General features: G+C 46.5%; 16 protein-coding genes and 1 tRNA gene. 10 read left to right on the forward strand and 7 right to left on the reverse strand.

Features of this window, described 5'->3' with window-relative positions; translation table 11 throughout:
- Positions 1–56: 56 nt before the first annotated feature.
- On the reverse strand, positions 57–203 hold the full coding sequence (locus RIG66_RS34395) for a hypothetical protein (RefSeq protein WP_446384682.1): 147 nt from the start codon (positions 201–203) through the stop codon (positions 57–59).
- A 33-nt stretch (positions 204–236) separates the two neighbouring features.
- Here RIG66_RS34395 and RIG66_RS34400 point away from each other — a divergent pair, with 33 nt between their 5' ends.
- The gene (locus tag RIG66_RS34400; RefSeq protein ID WP_446384684.1) at positions 237–821 is read left to right on the forward strand and encodes a TIGR04376 family protein; all 585 of its coding nucleotides are present in this window, start codon (positions 237–239) and stop codon (positions 819–821) included.
- A gap of 374 nt (positions 822–1,195) precedes the next feature.
- Here RIG66_RS34400 and RIG66_RS34405 read toward each other — a convergent pair whose 3' ends face one another.
- A complete protein-coding gene (locus RIG66_RS34405) occupies positions 1,196–1,522 on the reverse strand; it encodes a hypothetical protein (protein ID WP_446384686.1) in 327 nt (108 codons plus the stop codon).
- Between the two features lie 42 nt (positions 1,523–1,564).
- Here RIG66_RS34405 and RIG66_RS34410 point away from each other — a divergent pair, with 42 nt between their 5' ends.
- Positions 1,565–1,960, forward strand: a complete 396-nt coding sequence (locus tag RIG66_RS34410; RefSeq protein ID WP_446351721.1) for a PPC domain-containing DNA-binding protein — start codon at positions 1,565–1,567, stop codon at positions 1,958–1,960.
- Positions 1,961–2,104: 144 nt separating this feature from the next.
- Here the strand turns inward: RIG66_RS34410 and RIG66_RS34415 are convergent, their stop codons facing one another.
- Entirely contained in the window at positions 2,105–2,314 is a 210-nt protein-coding gene (locus RIG66_RS34415) for a hypothetical protein (protein WP_446339977.1), read from the reverse strand.
- A gap of 473 nt (positions 2,315–2,787) precedes the next feature.
- On the opposite strand from RIG66_RS34415, the gene RIG66_RS34420 reads away from it, so the two are divergent.
- The 3 genes from RIG66_RS34420 (at position 2,788) to tatC (ending at position 5,976) form a co-directional block, all read left to right on the forward strand.
- Complete coding sequence (locus tag RIG66_RS34420) at positions 2,788–4,557, forward strand: ABC transporter ATP-binding protein (protein WP_446384688.1); 1,770 nt, start codon at positions 2,788–2,790, stop codon at positions 4,555–4,557.
- A 40-nt stretch (positions 4,558–4,597) separates the two neighbouring features.
- On the forward strand, positions 4,598–5,026 hold the full coding sequence (gene ccmS, locus RIG66_RS34425) for a beta-carboxysome assembly chaperone CcmS (RefSeq protein WP_446384689.1): 429 nt from the start codon (positions 4,598–4,600) through the stop codon (positions 5,024–5,026).
- A 179-nt stretch (positions 5,027–5,205) separates the two neighbouring features.
- Positions 5,206–5,976, forward strand: coding sequence for a twin-arginine translocase subunit TatC (gene tatC / locus RIG66_RS34430; RefSeq protein WP_446384691.1), 771 nt, complete (start codon positions 5,206–5,208; stop codon positions 5,974–5,976).
- A 118-nt stretch (positions 5,977–6,094) separates the two neighbouring features.
- Here tatC and RIG66_RS34435 read toward each other — a convergent pair whose 3' ends face one another.
- On the reverse strand, positions 6,095–7,495 hold the full coding sequence (locus RIG66_RS34435; protein ID WP_446384693.1) for a DICT sensory domain-containing protein: 1,401 nt from the start codon (positions 7,493–7,495) through the stop codon (positions 6,095–6,097).
- Positions 7,496–7,668: 173 nt separating this feature from the next.
- Positions 7,669–9,174, reverse strand: a complete 1,506-nt coding sequence (locus tag RIG66_RS34440) for a UDP-N-acetylmuramoyl-L-alanyl-D-glutamate--2,6-diaminopimelate ligase (RefSeq protein WP_446384695.1) — start codon at positions 9,172–9,174, stop codon at positions 7,669–7,671.
- Positions 9,175–9,376: 202 nt separating this feature from the next.
- Between RIG66_RS34440 and RIG66_RS34445 the strand changes: the two genes are divergently transcribed.
- Positions 9,377–10,240: a FecR family protein gene (locus RIG66_RS34445; RefSeq protein WP_446384697.1), complete on the forward strand. Its 864-nt coding sequence runs from the start codon at positions 9,377–9,379 to the stop codon at positions 10,238–10,240.
- 239 nt (positions 10,241–10,479) lie between these two features.
- A complete protein-coding gene (locus tag RIG66_RS34450) occupies positions 10,480–12,339 on the forward strand; it encodes a CHASE2 domain-containing protein (RefSeq protein ID WP_446384699.1) in 1,860 nt (619 codons plus the stop codon).
- Here the strand turns inward: RIG66_RS34450 and RIG66_RS34455 are convergent.
- Positions 12,322–12,585, reverse strand: coding sequence for a glutaredoxin family protein (locus tag RIG66_RS34455; RefSeq protein ID WP_446373309.1), 264 nt, complete (start codon positions 12,583–12,585; stop codon positions 12,322–12,324). The genes RIG66_RS34450 and RIG66_RS34455 overlap by 18 nt on opposite strands.
- 154 nt (positions 12,586–12,739) lie before the next feature.
- Positions 12,740–12,813: transfer RNA gene (locus RIG66_RS34460), tRNA-Arg, on the reverse strand.
- A gap of 445 nt (positions 12,814–13,258) precedes the next feature.
- Here RIG66_RS34460 and RIG66_RS34465 point away from each other — a divergent pair.
- The 3 genes from RIG66_RS34465 (at position 13,259) to RIG66_RS34475 (ending at position 16,152) form a co-directional block, all read left to right on the forward strand.
- On the forward strand, positions 13,259–13,918 hold the full coding sequence (locus RIG66_RS34465; RefSeq protein WP_446384701.1) for an Npun_F0813 family protein: 660 nt from the start codon (positions 13,259–13,261) through the stop codon (positions 13,916–13,918).
- Positions 13,919–14,053: 135 nt separating this feature from the next.
- Positions 14,054–15,094, forward strand: coding sequence for a hypothetical protein (locus RIG66_RS34470; protein WP_446384703.1), 1,041 nt, complete (start codon positions 14,054–14,056; stop codon positions 15,092–15,094).
- Between the two features lie 8 nt (positions 15,095–15,102).
- Positions 15,103–16,152, forward strand: a complete 1,050-nt coding sequence (locus RIG66_RS34475) for a hypothetical protein (protein ID WP_446384705.1) — start codon at positions 15,103–15,105, stop codon at positions 16,150–16,152.
- Positions 16,153–16,175: the final 23 nt, after the last annotated feature.

Raw genomic sequence — 16,175 nt, forward strand, 5'->3', positions numbered from 1 at the left:
ACTTCAAGGCAGATTTTCCTGTCCTTCTGTCAGAATCGTTGTCTCAAGGCTTAAAATCATCTCCCCAAGGGGTGAAATTCATGGGCAAATTGCCAATTTATGCCCACCGATAGAGGGATTGGCGAATTGATCGGGAAAAAGATTTTTCCCACACCCGACACCCGACACCCCATCACCCCGACACCCGCAGGATGAGGTAGCATATTAGCGAAGCGCACGGGTATTAGGAGTCAGAAGTGGGTTTATTTGAGGATCTCAATCGCTTTCTGGAAAATCGCTTGGATGAATTTCTCCGCAACAATCCTCATCTAGAGTTACAAGCACTTGAAGAACAGTTACGGGAGCAAGAAGAAGACACATTGAAGCTGATTGCTGACTTGCAACTTCAGCAAAAGCGCCTACAGGACGAAATATTAGCAGTTGCCCAAGAAATTCAGCGTTGGCACGAACGGATGAATAAGGCTCAATCGAAAGGCAGACCTGATTTAGCCCAAGCCGCTCAACAACGAGAAGCTACGCTTTTGCATCAAGGGAATCAACTCTGGGGCAAGATGGAAGGGGTTAAACAGCGAATTGCTCAGACTAAAGAACTACAGCGTCAGATTCAAACCCGTCGTAATGAAGTTCATACCAAAGCCAGAGAAGTCGAAGCTGCCCGCACTCAAGCCCAAGCTCAAGCTCAATCTCAGTGGCAGACATCGGCTTGGAACCAGAGTTCAAACTACAACATTGGAGCAGGGGTAGACCCCTTAGAGACTCAATTTCAGCGCTGGGAAACTGATGAGGAGTTAGACCAAATGAAACGGAATATGGGACGCTGAGGGGTTTCCCTCCCATTAAGCGGTAACTATAGATAATAGACGTTGTAGGGGCGACCCGCTGCATTTAATGGATACCACCCAACCTTTAATTTGATCGGGTCGCCCCCAGCCCAGTATCGGCAATTATCTAACACCACGTACATTTGTAATTGGGCGAGTCGATATAGGTTAATTCTTACACCGCCTACTATGTGCAGCGACTCGCCCCTACAACCGCGATGCCCCTACAACCGCAATGATTCCGAAAATCCCGAAAATCTTGATAAAGGATGCTTCGCTTTTTTTTGTACGGAAGGGGGAGAATTCAAAGCCTTCTCTCTCTTCAGGAGAGAGGTTTGGAGAGAGGTTTCCCAGATCCCGACCAAAAGTAAGATTTACCCATTCCCTGATGAACGGCGAGGAATCGTAAAGGAAATCGAACGAGGCGGTTTAGGGAGTGATGTGGATGATGATGGATTAAGCACCGTCGAGGTAGAGGCTGGATTAGCACTCTCCACCGAGGGAGACTGAGTTTGATTGCTTGAGAATTGTCTGGGTTGTAGAGAAATAGACCAACCTGGAGATTTACCGTAATTAGACGCGATCGCGAGTAACGCTCCTGCCAAAATGAATACTGGCATGGGTAGGATAAAATCGCTCATCCACTGGGACAATTCTATTAGGCTAAATACTACCACAAAGGTGGTAATTACAACTCTCATCGATCTGACTTAAAACTAGCGCTGCCGCCATCATCATACACCATGCAAATTTTTGCGATTCGCTTAAAACCTAATGACGATTTAAAGGCAAGTTTAGGGCATTTTGTCAAACAGCACCAGATTGAAGCTGGGTTTATGATTACGGCTGTGGGTAGCCTCAAACAAGCCACCCTGCGCTTTGCAGGTCAAAATTATGCTCAAGCCTTCAAGCGGCGCTTTGAGATTGTTTCCCTCGTTGGCACTCTGTCAATCCATGGTATCCACTTACACCTTGCCCTGTCGGATAAAAAAGGGAAAACAATCGGAGGGCATCTTTTAGAAGGATGTATCATCTATACAACGGCTGAAATTATTATGGGTGTCAGCGACAATTTAATCTTTTTGAGAACAATGGATGAAACGACGGGATATAAAGAGCTAGAAATCAAACTTAAATAAACTTTACTGTACAACCAGCCGAAATCTGTGTGCCTAAAATCCAGCCAAATTAGCCTATCATAGTCGTTTAGGGTCATAAACTCAAAACGGATGCGCTTAACGCTCACTTAGACAGTCGCGGAAAGCCGATTGGAAAATAAAAAACTATCCTTCACCCAAAATGAGCTGAAGCGTCCGATGCGCTTCCTGTAAGGTTTGGAGTTCAGAATTAAACTTCCAGAGATAGGGTTTAACTCTATTGCCCCCCACAATAGCAGGTTCCCAAGCCGTCAATTGCCATCCTTGCTCAGTTGCAGTGAGGCAATAATCAATTCGGGGAGGAATAATCGAGGGGTTGGCGTTAGTAATCATCATTGCTTGCTCGTAATACCCTGTAAGTGATCAAAAAATTTGTGATTGAGGGTAAGGAAGCGATCGCCTATAGCTTACTGGTGATGCCCTGAGTCCTATCAATCATCATGCCACCCCTTTCTAAAGATGGTAAGCCTTACCCGCAATCTTTATCGAAATATCATAATTAAGTTGGAACAAAACACGAGGTTATGGGGGGTTGCCGAAGTCTATGTGAAATTGAGCTTCATAAAACCTTCACATAACTCGGTCGAGTAAATATACTTATTCTACGGATTGTCACAAAATAGACAAGAGGGAAGATGGGGAGATGGGGGAGATGGGGGAGATGGGGGAGCAGAGACGTTCCGATGAAACATCTGTTGTAGGGGCGGGTTTTACCACTAACGTTTCGTTTTCACCCTGATATAACTAAACCCGCCCTGACCTAACCGTTCAATTATCACAAATGACGAATGGCGAATGACAAATGACAAATGACAAATGACAAATCACCACTCAAACGCCTATTTGCCTACGGTCATAACTATCGCACGGAAATCTGGCAGGCGATCGCCTGTTCGGTTCTGAATAAAATTTTTGACTTAGCGCCACCCGCTTTAATTGGTGCGGCGGTGGATGTGGTAGTTCAAAAAGAGGATTCCTTAATTGCCCAACTTGGCGTCACCGATATCTTCACACAACTGTTGATTCTGGCGTTGCTGAGTCTGATCATCTGGGGATTAGAATCCATCTTTGAATATGCCTACAACCGACTCTGGCGAAATCTGGCACAGACGATTCAGCATGACTTGCGCTTAGATGCTTACGCCCACTTACAATCGTTAGACTTGGCTTATTTTGAGGATAGGAGTACAGGCAGGTTGATGTCGATTCTCAACGATGATATCAACCAACTGGAACGCTTTCTGGATGTTGGCGCCAATGAAATTCTCCAGGTATCTACAACCGTTGTGATTATTGGTGTCGCCTTCTTGATTCTGGCACCTGGCGTGGCTTGGATGGCGCTTCTACCCATGCCGTTTATTCTCTGGGGTTCCATCGCTTTTCAGCGTCGCCTTGCGCCCCGTTATGCTGAGGTTCGGGAAAAAGTGAGTTTACTCAATGGGCAATTAGCCAATAATTTGACCGGAATCACCACGATTAAGAGTTTCACAGCGGAAGCTTATGAAATCCAGCGAATCAGCGCCCAAAGTGAAGCCTATCGCCAAAGTAACCGTCGCGCGATCGCACTATCTGCCGCATTTGTTCCGTTGATTCGTATCCTCATTTTATTAGGCTTTGTCGGAATTCTCCTCTATGGGGGTATGGAAGCGGTAGCTGGGAGATTAGCCGTTGGTACTTATAGTGTGTTAGTATTCCTTACTCAACGTTTATTGTGGCCCCTTACCCGATTAGGACAAACCCTGGATCTCTATCAACGGGCAATGGCGTCTACAACCCGGGTGATGAATTTGTTAGATACACCAATTACGATGCATTCAGGCGAGATTTCCTTGCCTGTGAGTCAGGTGCGGGGTGAGTTAGCGTTAAAAAATATTACCTTTTCCTATCAGGGACGCCATCCTGTGATAGAAAATCTATCCCTTCATATTCCGGCGGGAAAAACTATTGCCATTGTCGGTGCGACGGGTTCCGGGAAAAGTACCCTAGTCAAGTTATTATTGAGACTCTATGAAGTCCAAGACGGAACCATAACGCTAGATGGTATTAACCTGCGCCAGCTTCAGTTAGCTGATTTACGCCAAGCTATCGGTTTAGTTAGCCAAGATGTGTTTCTGTTTCATGGCACAGTGCGGGAAAATATTACTTATGGTAGTTTTAATGTCACCTTATCTGAGGTAGAAGCCGCCGCCGAAATTGCCGAAGCCCATGAATTTATTTGCCAACTTCCCCAAGGCTACGACACAATTATCGGGGAGAGAGGACAAAAGTTATCCGGTGGACAACAGCAGCGACTAGCAATTGCCCGTGCTATCTTAAAAAATCCCCCGGTGCTGATCCTCGATGAAGCCACCTCCGCCGTGGATAATGAGACAGAAGCCGCCATTCAGCGATCGCTAGAGAAGATTACCCAAAACCGAACCACGATCGCGATCGCTCATCGTCTGTCTACAGTACGCAATGCTGATTGTATTTATGTTATGGATAAAGGTAAATTAGTTGAACAAGGCACCCATGAACAACTACTAGAGCAACAAGCTATTTATGCGATGCTTTGGCAAGTTCAGTCTGGTGTTAAATAAGTCATTGGTCATTTGTCATTGGGGATTGTCAACCATGATTATGTTCAGTAAACCTCAGCCAAATAAGCCAGAGGATCAATGGAAAGTTAAGCTAAATCAGTTTGCCAAAGAACATAGTAAGGAACTGGCGGCGCTGTCATGGGGACTCTTTCTAGAGAAGGGCGAAAGCGACGAAACGATAGGAATTGACCTGAAACCTAGACCCCATTTTGTCTATTGTCCCAAAGCGGCGCTGGAAAAACTGAATCAAAAGGTTGAAAACTATCTTCAGGAAATGATAGGTATTGTCAATGCTCACCAACCGGATAAAGAAGTGTTGATGATTGGGATTGGTAATGACCAAATTAAATTAATTCATTTTGAACCGGAATCTCCGCCTCCAGTGTGTTTTGAGGAACTGGGTAAAGATGTAGATACTTTACTCGGAGAGTTAGAACAGCGCCTGAGTGAATTTGGTATTCGTCCTTAGTTGTCATTGGTCATTGGTCATTTGTCATTTGTCATTCGTCATTCGTCTTATGTAAATTCTATACCCCATCTCCCCCATCTCCCTCATCTCCCCCATCTCCCTCATCTCACTTGCACCCCTGCATCCTCATCCTGCGATCGGTACAATAGTCAACAAACTACCATCCAACTCTGCCAACTATGACGCCTGACGTAGAAACGTTACCCCAGCAACCTGACACCAGTGAAACCGACAACCTCGACGAACTTCCTAATGATGTCGAGATGTCACTGTTTGATCACTTAGAAGAGTTGCGGCGGCGAATTTTTTATTCGCTGCTGGCTGTAGCCGTTGGTGCTATTGGCTGCTTTGTGGCGGTTAAATACATTGTCCAGTTATTGGAAATCCCCGCTAAAGGCGTTAAGTTTTTACAATTAGCTCCTGGTGAATACTTCTTTGTATCTCTGAAAGTAGCGGGTTACAGTGGTTTGCTAGTGGCGACGCCTTTCATTCTCTATCACGTTATTCAATTCGTCTTACCAGGATTGACTCGCCGCGAACAACGCTTGATTGCCCCTATAGTTTTAGGTTCGAGTATTCTGTTTTTCGTGGGGTTGGCATTTTCCTACATTGCTTTAATTCCCGCCGCGCTGAAATTCTTTATTAGTTACGGCGCTGATGTGGTTGAGCAAGCTTGGTCAATTGAACGGTATTTTGAATTTGTCCTGCTTCTCATGTTCAGCACGGGAATAGCTTTTCAAGTGCCAATTATTCAGATTCTGTTGGGAAATTTAGGAATTGTCTCATCCTCACAAATGCTTTCTGGTTGGCGGATTGTTATTTTAGGTGCAGTGATTCTCGGTGCTGTGCTAACTCCTTCCACTGATCCTCTGACTCAAAGCTTACTGGCTGGTGCTGTCATCGGTCTTTACTTCGGTGGAATTGGTTTGGTTAAGCTGTCAGGAAAGTGATTGAGTTTGTAGTACGGGCTTTAGCCTGTTATAATTTTGGATTGACTATTAGCGTAAAAGCGATAGTTCAGGAATTGACCAAAAGTGAGGTAAAACTTGCCAGTATTTTTACCCTGTCTCATTGATCATCACCAACAACAGGCAATAATACTTTAAACGTCGATCCTTTCCCTACTTTACTGGTTACCGAAATTGAACCTCCACAACGCAATAATAATTGCTGCACAATGGTTAATCCCAAACCCGCTCCCATTTCTTCCCCAGGAATGGGGCGTCCTCGATAAAAACTATCAAAAATCTTGGGAATTTCACTTGCTGCAATTCCGTTTCCTGTATCAGTAAATGCCAACTGAACATATTCCCCTTGAAGACTTCCCAGTACCCTCACCTGACCTCCAGCGGGAGTAAATTTGAGACTGTTGTGCAGTAAATTAATGGCGATTTGCCGTAACCAGGTTTCTAAACAGGAAACCCTCGGTAGATCTGCGGGGATCGTATAACCGACTTGAATTCCTTTCTCTTGAGCCAATGGTTGATAGGTACTCACCACACCGGGAATAATTTCTGCCAATTCCACGACAGATTTGACTCCCGCTTGGGGTTCGTCGGCTGCAACGAGATCTAACAATCCCACAATTAATGAATTTTGCCGATCGCATTCACTATTGAGAAGCTGTAGGTAACGTTGACGCTGGGCGAGTTTGAGTTGAGGCGATTCCAAGAGACTCAGTGCTGTTTTCATATTCGTTAATGGAGTTTTTAGTTCCTGCGCCACTCGCCGTAGGAGTTCGTCTTTATGGCTGAGGTGATGGGTTAATTGGGTAATGGCGCTATCCTGTTCAGGTTCAGCTATTTTCCCTGGCTGGAGAATTTCCGCCGTTCGTTGTAATTGTTTGACTAACACCTGGGTGATTAACGTCTTCTCATCTGTTGCTTGAACCAAGGAAAATTGGTTGTCCCCTCCAGCAAGTAGCTCATCAGGCGTACTATCCGCGATCGCAATACTTCCTCTGAGTCTCTGCAACACCCGATAGATCACTCGTCGTTCAAATGTACAAATAGCCAGCCATGACTGAGACTGATCAGGACTTTCTCCCTCAGGTAGCTGATATGCCACAATCAGACTGGTCAATTGCTCAGACAGAACTAATAGAAATGACTCCCGTTTAAGCTGGCTTCCGGCGGCTAGCTGAATGGGGAACAGTTGAGCCTCCGAGTTAACGGCTGGGTTATCCTGAATCGCGATCGCATCAGAGACTTCACCAACACAGTTACACCAATAGAGGGTTTGCGGAATACCCCTCTGTTGTCGATACCGCAATAGTTCTTCCCGCCACCCGGCGACAGATGGGGACTTCACCCAGATTGTGGCGGAAATTTTTTCCTCTATCAGGACATCAACCATGGCTCCAATCAAGGTTTTGAGTCCCACTGGACTGATTGAGAGAGACTGAGGTGTTGTCAAATTATCCAGCGCTAGCTGGTAAAGGGACAAATCCGGTGTCGGTGGTGGGTTCATTAGGTTGTGGAGGAGATGGGGAGTTATCAGTTATCAGTTATCAGGAGATGGGGGAGATTGTGTAGGGGCGGGTTTTACTACTATCGTTTGAAATGGTGCGTTACGCTTCGCTAACGCACCCTACGCCCGCCCCGACTTCACGTAATGACCAATGACCAATGACCAATGACGAATCAACTCAATCGGCGATCTAGAGCCTCTCGCGCTTGTTCACGGTCATCGAAGTGAATTTTTTCTGTTCCTAATATTTGATAGTCTTCGTGACCTTTTCCGGCAATTAGCACCCCATCACCCGGTTTGGCGTCTAAGATAGCCGTGCGAATCGCTGTGGCGCGATCGCTAATTACGATTGGCTCTACAGTCGCCGGAATTCCTTCTAAGATATCTTGAATAATCCGTTCTGGGTCTTCAGTACGGGGATTATCGGAGGTCACAACCGCTACATCGGCTAATTCTGCGCCAATTTTCCCCATCTTCGGACGCTTGGTGCGATCGCGATCGCCTCCACATCCAAATACGCAAATCATTCTCCCCTGAATAAACGGTCGGGCGGCTTTGAGCAAGTTCTCCAAACTATCTGGCGTATGGGCATAATCGACAATTACGCTAATATCCTGATCCGGTTGAAGTTGCACCCGTTCCATCCGCCCCGGTACTCCCGGAAATTGGTTTAAGGCGGTGACTACTATTTTGAGATCTAACCCTAAATTTAACACTGCACCAATGGCAGCTAACACGTTGGACAAATTGTACTGACCCACCAGGGGAGAATTGAACGTCACTTCACCGACTGGCGTGTGTAGTGTCCCTTTAACACCAATCAGTGTATAAGTCAAGTCACTCGTATACAAATCTGCCGAGGGATCTTGAACCGAGTAACTCCAAGTGCGATCGCGTCCAACTTTTTCGATTAAGCGCTTACCATACGGATCATCGGCATTAATAATCGCTTTGCCGTGGAGATAATCGGAATTAAACAATAATGCCTTTGCCGCGAAATAATCCTCCATATCGCGGTGGAAATCCAAATGGTCTTGGGTGAGATTGGTAAATACAGCGACATCAAACTCACAGCCTAACACCCGACCTTGTGCCAAGGCATGGGAACTGACTTCCATTACCCCTAACTCACAGCCTGCTGCTACGGCTGAATGTAACTGCTGTTGCAATTCTACGGGAAACGGTGTGGTGTGAACCGCCGTTTGGGAAAATCCTTGCCATCGGGCATAAAGGGTACCAAAAAGGGCAGTGGGACGCTGGGCTTGGGTGAGGAGAAATTCAATTAGATGGGTTGTGGTGGTTTTGCCATTTGTACCCGTGACACCCACTAACTGAAGCTGGCGGGTGGGGTAGTCATAGAACGCCGTCGCTGCTTGGGCGCAGGCGACTGTCATATCAGTGGCACAAATAATACAGGGCGGTTCAGCATCAGGTTTTGGCTGAGGGGGGTGTTTTTGTGCCGCTGGGGGAGAAATTAACGCCGCGACAGCACCAGAGGCGATCGCACTTTGCCAAAATTCCCCACCATCGACACGGGTTCCTGGCATACCAATAAACAAATTACCAGGTTGACAGGCGTGGGAATTGGTACAGATTCCTGTGATTTGGGCATCAAGTGCTGGATGATTCGGCATTTCCACCACGTTAGGAATTGCCCTTAGTAAGTCATGTAGCTTCATCTCAATCAACTCCTCACGACGAGAGGGATAGGGGCAACGGAGAACTTCAGATTAGCACTCCTGTTGCTTGGTAGGATTACACAGACGCGATCGCATCCATATCAAGGTTCTCAAAGAACACTAGACAAATCTTCCTTAAGGAACTGGGGAACCTTGAGAGTTTTTTCTAAAGTATCGTTGCCCATAAACCTTATTGCAAGCTATGAAATCATATCTGGCTCAATTTTGTCTGATCGGACTATCACTCGTCACCGGAGGGTGGGTAGTGGTTCCGGAACCGATGATTGCCCAACAAACCCAACCTAGTGAACAGGAACGGTGGGTTGAAATTCGACAGGTGATTGGTAATGTTACCTACAAAGGACGCCCTGCTCAAGAGGATGATCGCCTGGAAGTGGGTGAGGTACTCACCACCGATGACGACTCCATTGCTGTTTTAGTTGTCGATGATGGCATTAGTACCATTACGGTTTCTGAGCGAACTCAGGTAAAACTGAGCAACTTGGAACAATTGTTTAGTGGAGCGAAAACCACCCATTTTTTCGTCAAACAGGGACAAATCCGGGCAAACACGCGAAAATTTACTCATCCCAATTCCAGTTTTGAAATTGCCTTTAGAGGTGAGGATGACGAAGTAGAGGGCGGAATTGCCGGAACACGGGGGACGGACTTCGGTGTTGCGGTTGGACCCAATGGTAAAACAGGTGTTTCCACCCGCCAGGGAACAGTTGCGCTCACCGCGCTTGAGCAAACTGTCTTGGTCGAGGAAGGTAATTCATCATTGGTGGTTCCGGGTGAACCGCCGACTCCTCCCCGCTCAACCAACACCAATTCCCAACTCAAATTGCAAGTTTTGTCAGCCACAGAGGAGCAGAACGTGCGAGTGGTTGCAGAAGTTGATCCCCTCAGTCTTGTGTTTCTCAATGGTCAAGCGGTTGACACCAACCGACGCGGACAATTGGAGACGGTTGTGCCAATCCCTGATAACAGCGTGATCCGCTTGGTTATTCGCAGTCCTTTGGGAACCCAACAGGTTTATGAATTAGACCTCAATTCGTTGCTCTAAATAGTCCTCAAACGGTTACATAAGACCAATGACGATCCCCCTCTTGGACGATGTAATTTCATGGCATTTACCTAGAATTGTTAGATAAATGTAAACGTATCAGGGTGATCGGCATCTGGGTCAAGCTTGGTGTGATGAAGAGTGAAGGCGGTTTTTGCTATTAGGGACATCTACAGCCTACATCCCTCATCCCTTTTCACAGCCAATCGTGTCGTTTTTAGGGGCAAACCGCAGTGGTTATGAAACATTGGATCAAGAGAGTTCGTCGGTTTGTCGCCGCTACACAAGCTGTAATACCTGGTGCTGTTGCAGCGACTTTGGCGATCGGGATATGGCAATGGGGTGGATGGCAACCCTGGGAAGAGATTGGATACAATTATCTGTTCCAAATTCGGGAATCGGGAATTTTGTCTCAGGCGAGTTGGGATGAAACTATCGCGATTATTGCCATCGACAACGCTAGCTTGGAGAAATACGGCAGTTTTCCTTGGTCGAGAGAGCGCTATGCTCAATTGTTACAAGCCCTAGAGCCATCTCCACCTGCTGTCATTGGCTTTGATTTGCTATTTGTCGATCCGGGGGAGGGGGATAGCGAATTTGCCAACGCGATCGCAGAGGCGGGAAATGTGGTACTGGCGACGGCTTGGGATGGGCAAGGAGAACCTTTAGAACCCTTACCTGAACTTAAACACGCCAGTGCGAGTGTGGGTCAAATTTGGCACAATCCTGATCCGGACGGCATTAGTCGTCGAGCGGCAGTTTTTGCCAAAGGGATACCGGGATTGGGTGTAGCGATGACTCAGATTGCCGATGGGGATCAAGCTGAGACTTTGCCGCAACCGATTGCGGGTAAGCAACAGCAGTCGATTTGGCTCAACTGGATGCAGAGGGCAGAGGCTTTACCAACCTACTCGTTTGCGGATGTAGTAGAAGGGAAGGTGGCGTCTGATGCCTTAGCCGATAAGTTGGTGTTGGTAGGAGTAACGGCGACAGGAATTGATACGCTGCGATCGCCCTTAAATCAAAAACCTCCGATATCGGGTGTATATCTCCATGCGACTTTAATCGATAATTTACGCCAATCGAGAGCGTTACACCCTCTGGCTGAATCTCTAATTCTGCTGTTGCTACTGGTACTGGGGCTAGGCTTGAGCTGGGTATTCTCGAATCATGGTATCAAAAGTCGCATGGCGATCGCACTGTTGTTTCCGTTGATATGGCTGGGTATAGCGGCGGCGGCTTTCAGCTATTCTCACCAATGGTTCCCGATTGCGGCTCCAATTGGTACAGGGTTACTCACCTTGGCTGGGGTGCAACTGCGTGAGAAACACCAACTTATGACCTTATTTGAAACCTACGTCGCCCCCAAAACGGCTCAACTGATTTGGCAACAGCAAGGTTTAGTGTGTTCATTCGATGCCAACCCCTCTCAACAGACAACCGCCACGATTCTGTTTATGGACATTCGGGGTTTTACGACTATTTCCGAACGGATGACGCCTGCTGAACTCTATAGCTGGCTCAATCCCTATTTAGAAACGATGACCAACTGCATCATGGATCACGATGGTATCGTCGATAAGTATATTGGTGATGCGATTATGGCGGTGTTCGGTGTTTCCCATGAAGGCTTGACATCAAAAACCATTTGTGATGGGGCATCGAATGCGATCGCGGCGTGTTTGGAGATGAATCGCTGTTTAGCGTTGCTCAATCAACGATTTCAGCAGGAAGGAAAACCGCTGATTGAAGTGGGGATTGGCGTTCATACGGGCTTAGTTGTGGCAGGAAGTTTGGGGAGTAAACGGCGTCTGAATTATTCGGTGTTGGGAGATGCCGTCAATGTAGCTTCTCGACTCCAGTCGCTCAATAAAAACGTCACCGACGATAACCCGCACCACATTTTAATCAGCAGTAGCACCTACGACTACGTGCGCGATCGCTATCAGGCTAAACCGATTAAATCCCTTAAACTGCGAGGTCGAAACCAAAAGACGCTAATTTACAGTGTATTGGGACAAAAACCCCAGATCCAACCTCAACCCGATTCGTATACCCAGTCGGCTGCTGTTCTTTCCGGCTTACAAATATTTCTGTAACATTTTCTCTAACTGCGGCACACTCAAACGGGGTGAAGGGCGAGGAAGTGGTGTTTCTTTTCCGTCTTTGTGATAACACAGCACGGGTACTTGATATTGATAAGCTTGGAACCAATCATCCCGCTGGGTAATGTCCCGCACCTCTAGCTGAAAATCTAACGTTTGAGTTTGTTCCAGCTTTTCTTGTAACCCTTCGCACAGGTGGCAACCCGGTTTGCTGTACAAAATTAAGGTGTCATTCGTCATTGGTTATTGGTCAACAGCATCTAGAGTAATGAAGATGGGGAAGCTTTAAGTGGGAGCGGTTTGGATTAACACCCAACTCCCGGACGTCGTCCGGCTGGGTTTCGCTAACGCTAACATCCACCTGTGTCCCATCACCTTTTCCCCAATTTTAGAGCGCCCTCGGTAGGACTCGAACCCACGGCCAAAGGATTAGAAATCCCTTGCTCTATCCACCTGAGCTACGAGGGCATAGATTTATAATACAAAAATTAAACCCCTAACTGGCAAGATTCATTGTCGTTTAGGGTAGCAGAAATATAGGATATCGTTGATGATTGTAACATTGTAGCCGACATTGGTTGTTGCGTGTGCGAGGTGTTTATCCCAATATTTGAGGAAACTAAAGACTCAAGCAGCTTGAGGTCAAGGTAAACTACTATAGACCACCATAGATAATGGATCAAAACTTGTGCCAACTATCGCACTCATACCTTGGGGCATGGATGAGGTATCCAGCCGTGACAAACAGATGAGTTGTCAGTTTAGGAGATTGGCTCACAAACTGGATGTGCTTCTGTGTGACTCGCCCAAGTCCCAGACAAGACCAGACAAGACAGACAAGAAGATGGTTAATTAGATTACAGCTCGTCCTGTAGCACCACCCTAGCCCGGTCAGGAGTCATTTGCCAGTGTTATGTTTATTCTGAAAAGGCAGGATGTTGAAATTTCTAGCATTCAGCACCCGAAGCGAGAGCAGCAAATCCCGATTCTCAGTTATCAAGGGCAAACCTTTCGCTTGATCAGCGTGTTTCGCGCTCATCAGGAAGAAGAAGCCCGCTCCTTCTGGCGAGATTTGACAGATAATCAGGGAAAAGCTTGTGTTTTACTAGAAGAACCTGACCGCTTTAGTGTGTGGGGAAAAATTCGTCTAGAGCAATTAGGTACAGAAAGCGGTCCGGATACCAAAATTGCTCCCTATACCCAAGCCTGTCTCCTACTGCTGCAAACAGTTTACCTGGATGTTGAAGATTTACTTGGAAATAGGCAAGCGGGATTGTTTCAGAAGGATATCACGGATGTCTTTCAACAGTGGCATTTTCCCCAAGCCGATTCGCCGGAAGCCGTGAATCACTTACTGACTGTCGATCCGCTCAACACCCTGCAAGTTCCACCGTGGGAAGAACACCATCTGATTACCCTATTGCAGGAACTCTATCGCTTGGGGAAGGAATACTTTGGCAATGCAAATTTTGCCGAAGGAGTGGGCGATATCTTGCAGGATATGCCAGCCAATGAGCAAAGTCAGTTTATGGAGTGGCTCAAATCCTCTCCCCTAGGAAAGTTGTGGCAATAATAGAACGTCAAGGATAAATAAATGTATCATGGATGGTTGCCAAGATGGAATTTTAGGACATCAGCCGCTAAGTTTATAAATAAGTATTGCTTACGTAATTGCCATTGTTAGAGATTTGAAAATAAAGAAAGCATTATGAGCAGCTCTGTAGATAAGTCATCTGGAACTCAATCCCTACTCACAGGTCAGAATATCGTCTATCTAGGAATTGGGTGGGCAGTAGTGTCTATGCTGTTTTTTCTACTGTTTAGCGTCAAACCACCGGGAGAAGAGTATCCCTTTTGGTACTCCTTTAGCACCTATGTCCTAGAGTGTTTACCCTTCTTAGGAGCTGCATTACTCTGCTATAGAAATTGGCGTAGCCCTCAGATTGCCAGTGGACGCAATGTCTGGCTGGGAATTGGTTTAGGTATGCTTTTTTACTTTATCGCCAACTTGATATTTGGTATATGGGAGCTATACTTTGGTCTTGACCCCGATGTATCCCCTGCCGATTTCTTTTACGTGATTTCTTATATCTGTATTGGTTGGGGCATGATTTTAGCCGTTCTGCCGAGGCGCTTAAATTTAGAGTGGAAGCAGTGGGTAACGGTGGGATTAATCGCGGCTTTGGGGATTGCTTTAGCGGTTTGGGTTTTATTAGCTCCTCCTGTAGCCGTAGAGTCAGAGGCTGACAATTCTGTCTTGCCAACAACTGAGTCAGCAACAGCGACAGTATCCCCCCGATTGGTGGCTTCTCTTTCACTACAGGTGGCAGTTAGCCCAACTGAAGCTGCCGCAACGACTGAAGCTGAGGTTCCTGAAACTGGCAAGTTGCCCGGTTGGGTTATTTCCCTGGATCAAGCCCTGAGTCCTTTATCAAAAACGTTGAATTTTGTATACATCGTTTTTGATGTTTTCCTACTCATCATTGCCTCAACACTTTTGTTAGCATTTTGGGGGGGGCGCTTTGCCCAATCATGGCGCATGATTGCCGCAGCAACATTTTCCCTATACATTGCGGATATGGGGTTTAAAGCTTATGGCACTCTGGCTCAGGCTCGTGGTCAGGACTATGAAAGTGGGGGTCTCCTAGATGTCTTCTTTATATTTAGTGCCTTACTTTTTGCCATAGGCGCTGCCCTAGAATATGACGTCTCCAGTCGTTCTCGTCGCGGTTCACGTCGGCGAACTTAAAATTAGCTATGAGTCCAAGAAAACTAACTGAAACCGATAAAAAAAATATTTTGAACTTGTATCGACAGCCAGAAGAGACAACCTCAACCCTGGCTGATCGTTATGGTGTCAGTAATTCAACGATTAGCCGCCTGCTCAAAAGCACGTTGTTGGAGTCGGACTATGAAGCCCTCATCCAGCAAAAGCGAGCTAATCGCACGCCAGGGTCAGGAACATCAGCGACGAAGCCAAAACCCAAGCTAGTGGAGCGGATTGAACCTAAATCGTTGTCGGTTTCTCCCTCTCCCCAACCTTCGATAGAATCGGAAGAGGAAGAATCAGAAGACGAAGAATCAGGATTTGAGTATCCCAATCAACGTCGGCGGCGCAAACGTTCTTCTGTAACTGATCAATCTGATGCAGAATCCCAGGCAAAACAAGGTGAGTTGCCTCTGGAGTTTAATCGAACAGAAACTCAAAGGGATACAGAAGACTCAGACGATCTGCTTGAAGAAATGGATCAGGCAGAAACCAGCAACCTAAAGGATTTGTTGGATGAAGATTTAATGGATTTAGACGAGGATTTGGATGAAGATTTGGATGACGATTTGGATGACTATTTAGATGAGGATTTAGATGAAGATTTAGATGAGGATTTTGAGGAGGATTGGGACGAAAACGAGGACGAGGACGAGGAAGATAGTGCTATTCCAAAACCTTTGACGACGACTCATGTTCCCAGGGGGACAAATATTCAAGTCTTACCCCTGTCGGAAGCTTCTTTTCCGAAACCCTGCTATTTAGTGATAGACCGAGCAGCCGAGTTAATTGCGCGACCTCTGCGAGAATTTAGTGACTTGGGAGGTATTCCGGCTGAGGAAGTTCAGCAACAAACTTTGCCAGTTTTTGATAATCATAGGGTTGCACGACGCTTTTCCAACCGTTCCCAGCGTGTGATTAAAGTGCCTGATGGGAAAATGTTGCAGAAAACCTGTTCTTATTTACAAGCTAAAGGCATTACCCGCCTTTTGATTGATGGTCAGGTCTATTCATTGTTAACCGCATCTTTACTGGAATAGGGACAGATTTTGTCATTTGTCAT

The sequence above is a fragment of the Coleofasciculus sp. E2-BRE-01 genome (assembly GCF_040221695.1).
Taxonomy (GTDB): domain Bacteria; phylum Cyanobacteriota; class Cyanobacteriia; order Cyanobacteriales; family Coleofasciculaceae; genus Coleofasciculus.

Coding starts and splice junctions, on each gene's coding strand:
- RIG66_RS34395 (WP_446384682.1), bottom strand. CDS start 203: ATGCTACCTCATCCTGCGGGTGTCGGGGTGATGGGGTGTCGGGTGTCG.
- RIG66_RS34405 (WP_446384686.1), bottom strand. CDS start 1,522: ATGAGAGTTGTAATTACCACCTTTGTGGTAGTATTTAGCCTAATAGAA.
- RIG66_RS34410 (WP_446351721.1), top strand. CDS start 1,565: ATGCAAATTTTTGCGATTCGCTTAAAACCTAATGACGATTTAAAGGCA.
- RIG66_RS34415 (WP_446339977.1), bottom strand. CDS start 2,314: ATGATGATTACTAACGCCAACCCCTCGATTATTCCTCCCCGAATTGAT.
- RIG66_RS34420 (WP_446384688.1), top strand. CDS start 2,788: ATGACAAATGACAAATCACCACTCAAACGCCTATTTGCCTACGGTCAT.
- ccmS (WP_446384689.1), top strand. CDS start 4,598: ATGTTCAGTAAACCTCAGCCAAATAAGCCAGAGGATCAATGGAAAGTT.
- tatC (WP_446384691.1), top strand. CDS start 5,206: ATGACGCCTGACGTAGAAACGTTACCCCAGCAACCTGACACCAGTGAA.
- RIG66_RS34435 (WP_446384693.1), bottom strand. CDS start 7,495: ATGAACCCACCACCGACACCGGATTTGTCCCTTTACCAGCTAGCGCTG.
- RIG66_RS34440 (WP_446384695.1), bottom strand. CDS start 9,174: ATGAAGCTACATGACTTACTAAGGGCAATTCCTAACGTGGTGGAAATG.
- RIG66_RS34445 (WP_446384697.1), top strand. CDS start 9,377: ATGAAATCATATCTGGCTCAATTTTGTCTGATCGGACTATCACTCGTC.
- RIG66_RS34450 (WP_446384699.1), top strand. CDS start 10,480: ATGAAACATTGGATCAAGAGAGTTCGTCGGTTTGTCGCCGCTACACAA.
- RIG66_RS34455 (WP_446373309.1), bottom strand. CDS start 12,585: ATGACGAATGACACCTTAATTTTGTACAGCAAACCGGGTTGCCACCTG.
- RIG66_RS34465 (WP_446384701.1), top strand. CDS start 13,259: ATGTTTATTCTGAAAAGGCAGGATGTTGAAATTTCTAGCATTCAGCAC.
- RIG66_RS34470 (WP_446384703.1), top strand. CDS start 14,054: ATGAGCAGCTCTGTAGATAAGTCATCTGGAACTCAATCCCTACTCACA.
- RIG66_RS34475 (WP_446384705.1), top strand. CDS start 15,103: ATGAGTCCAAGAAAACTAACTGAAACCGATAAAAAAAATATTTTGAAC.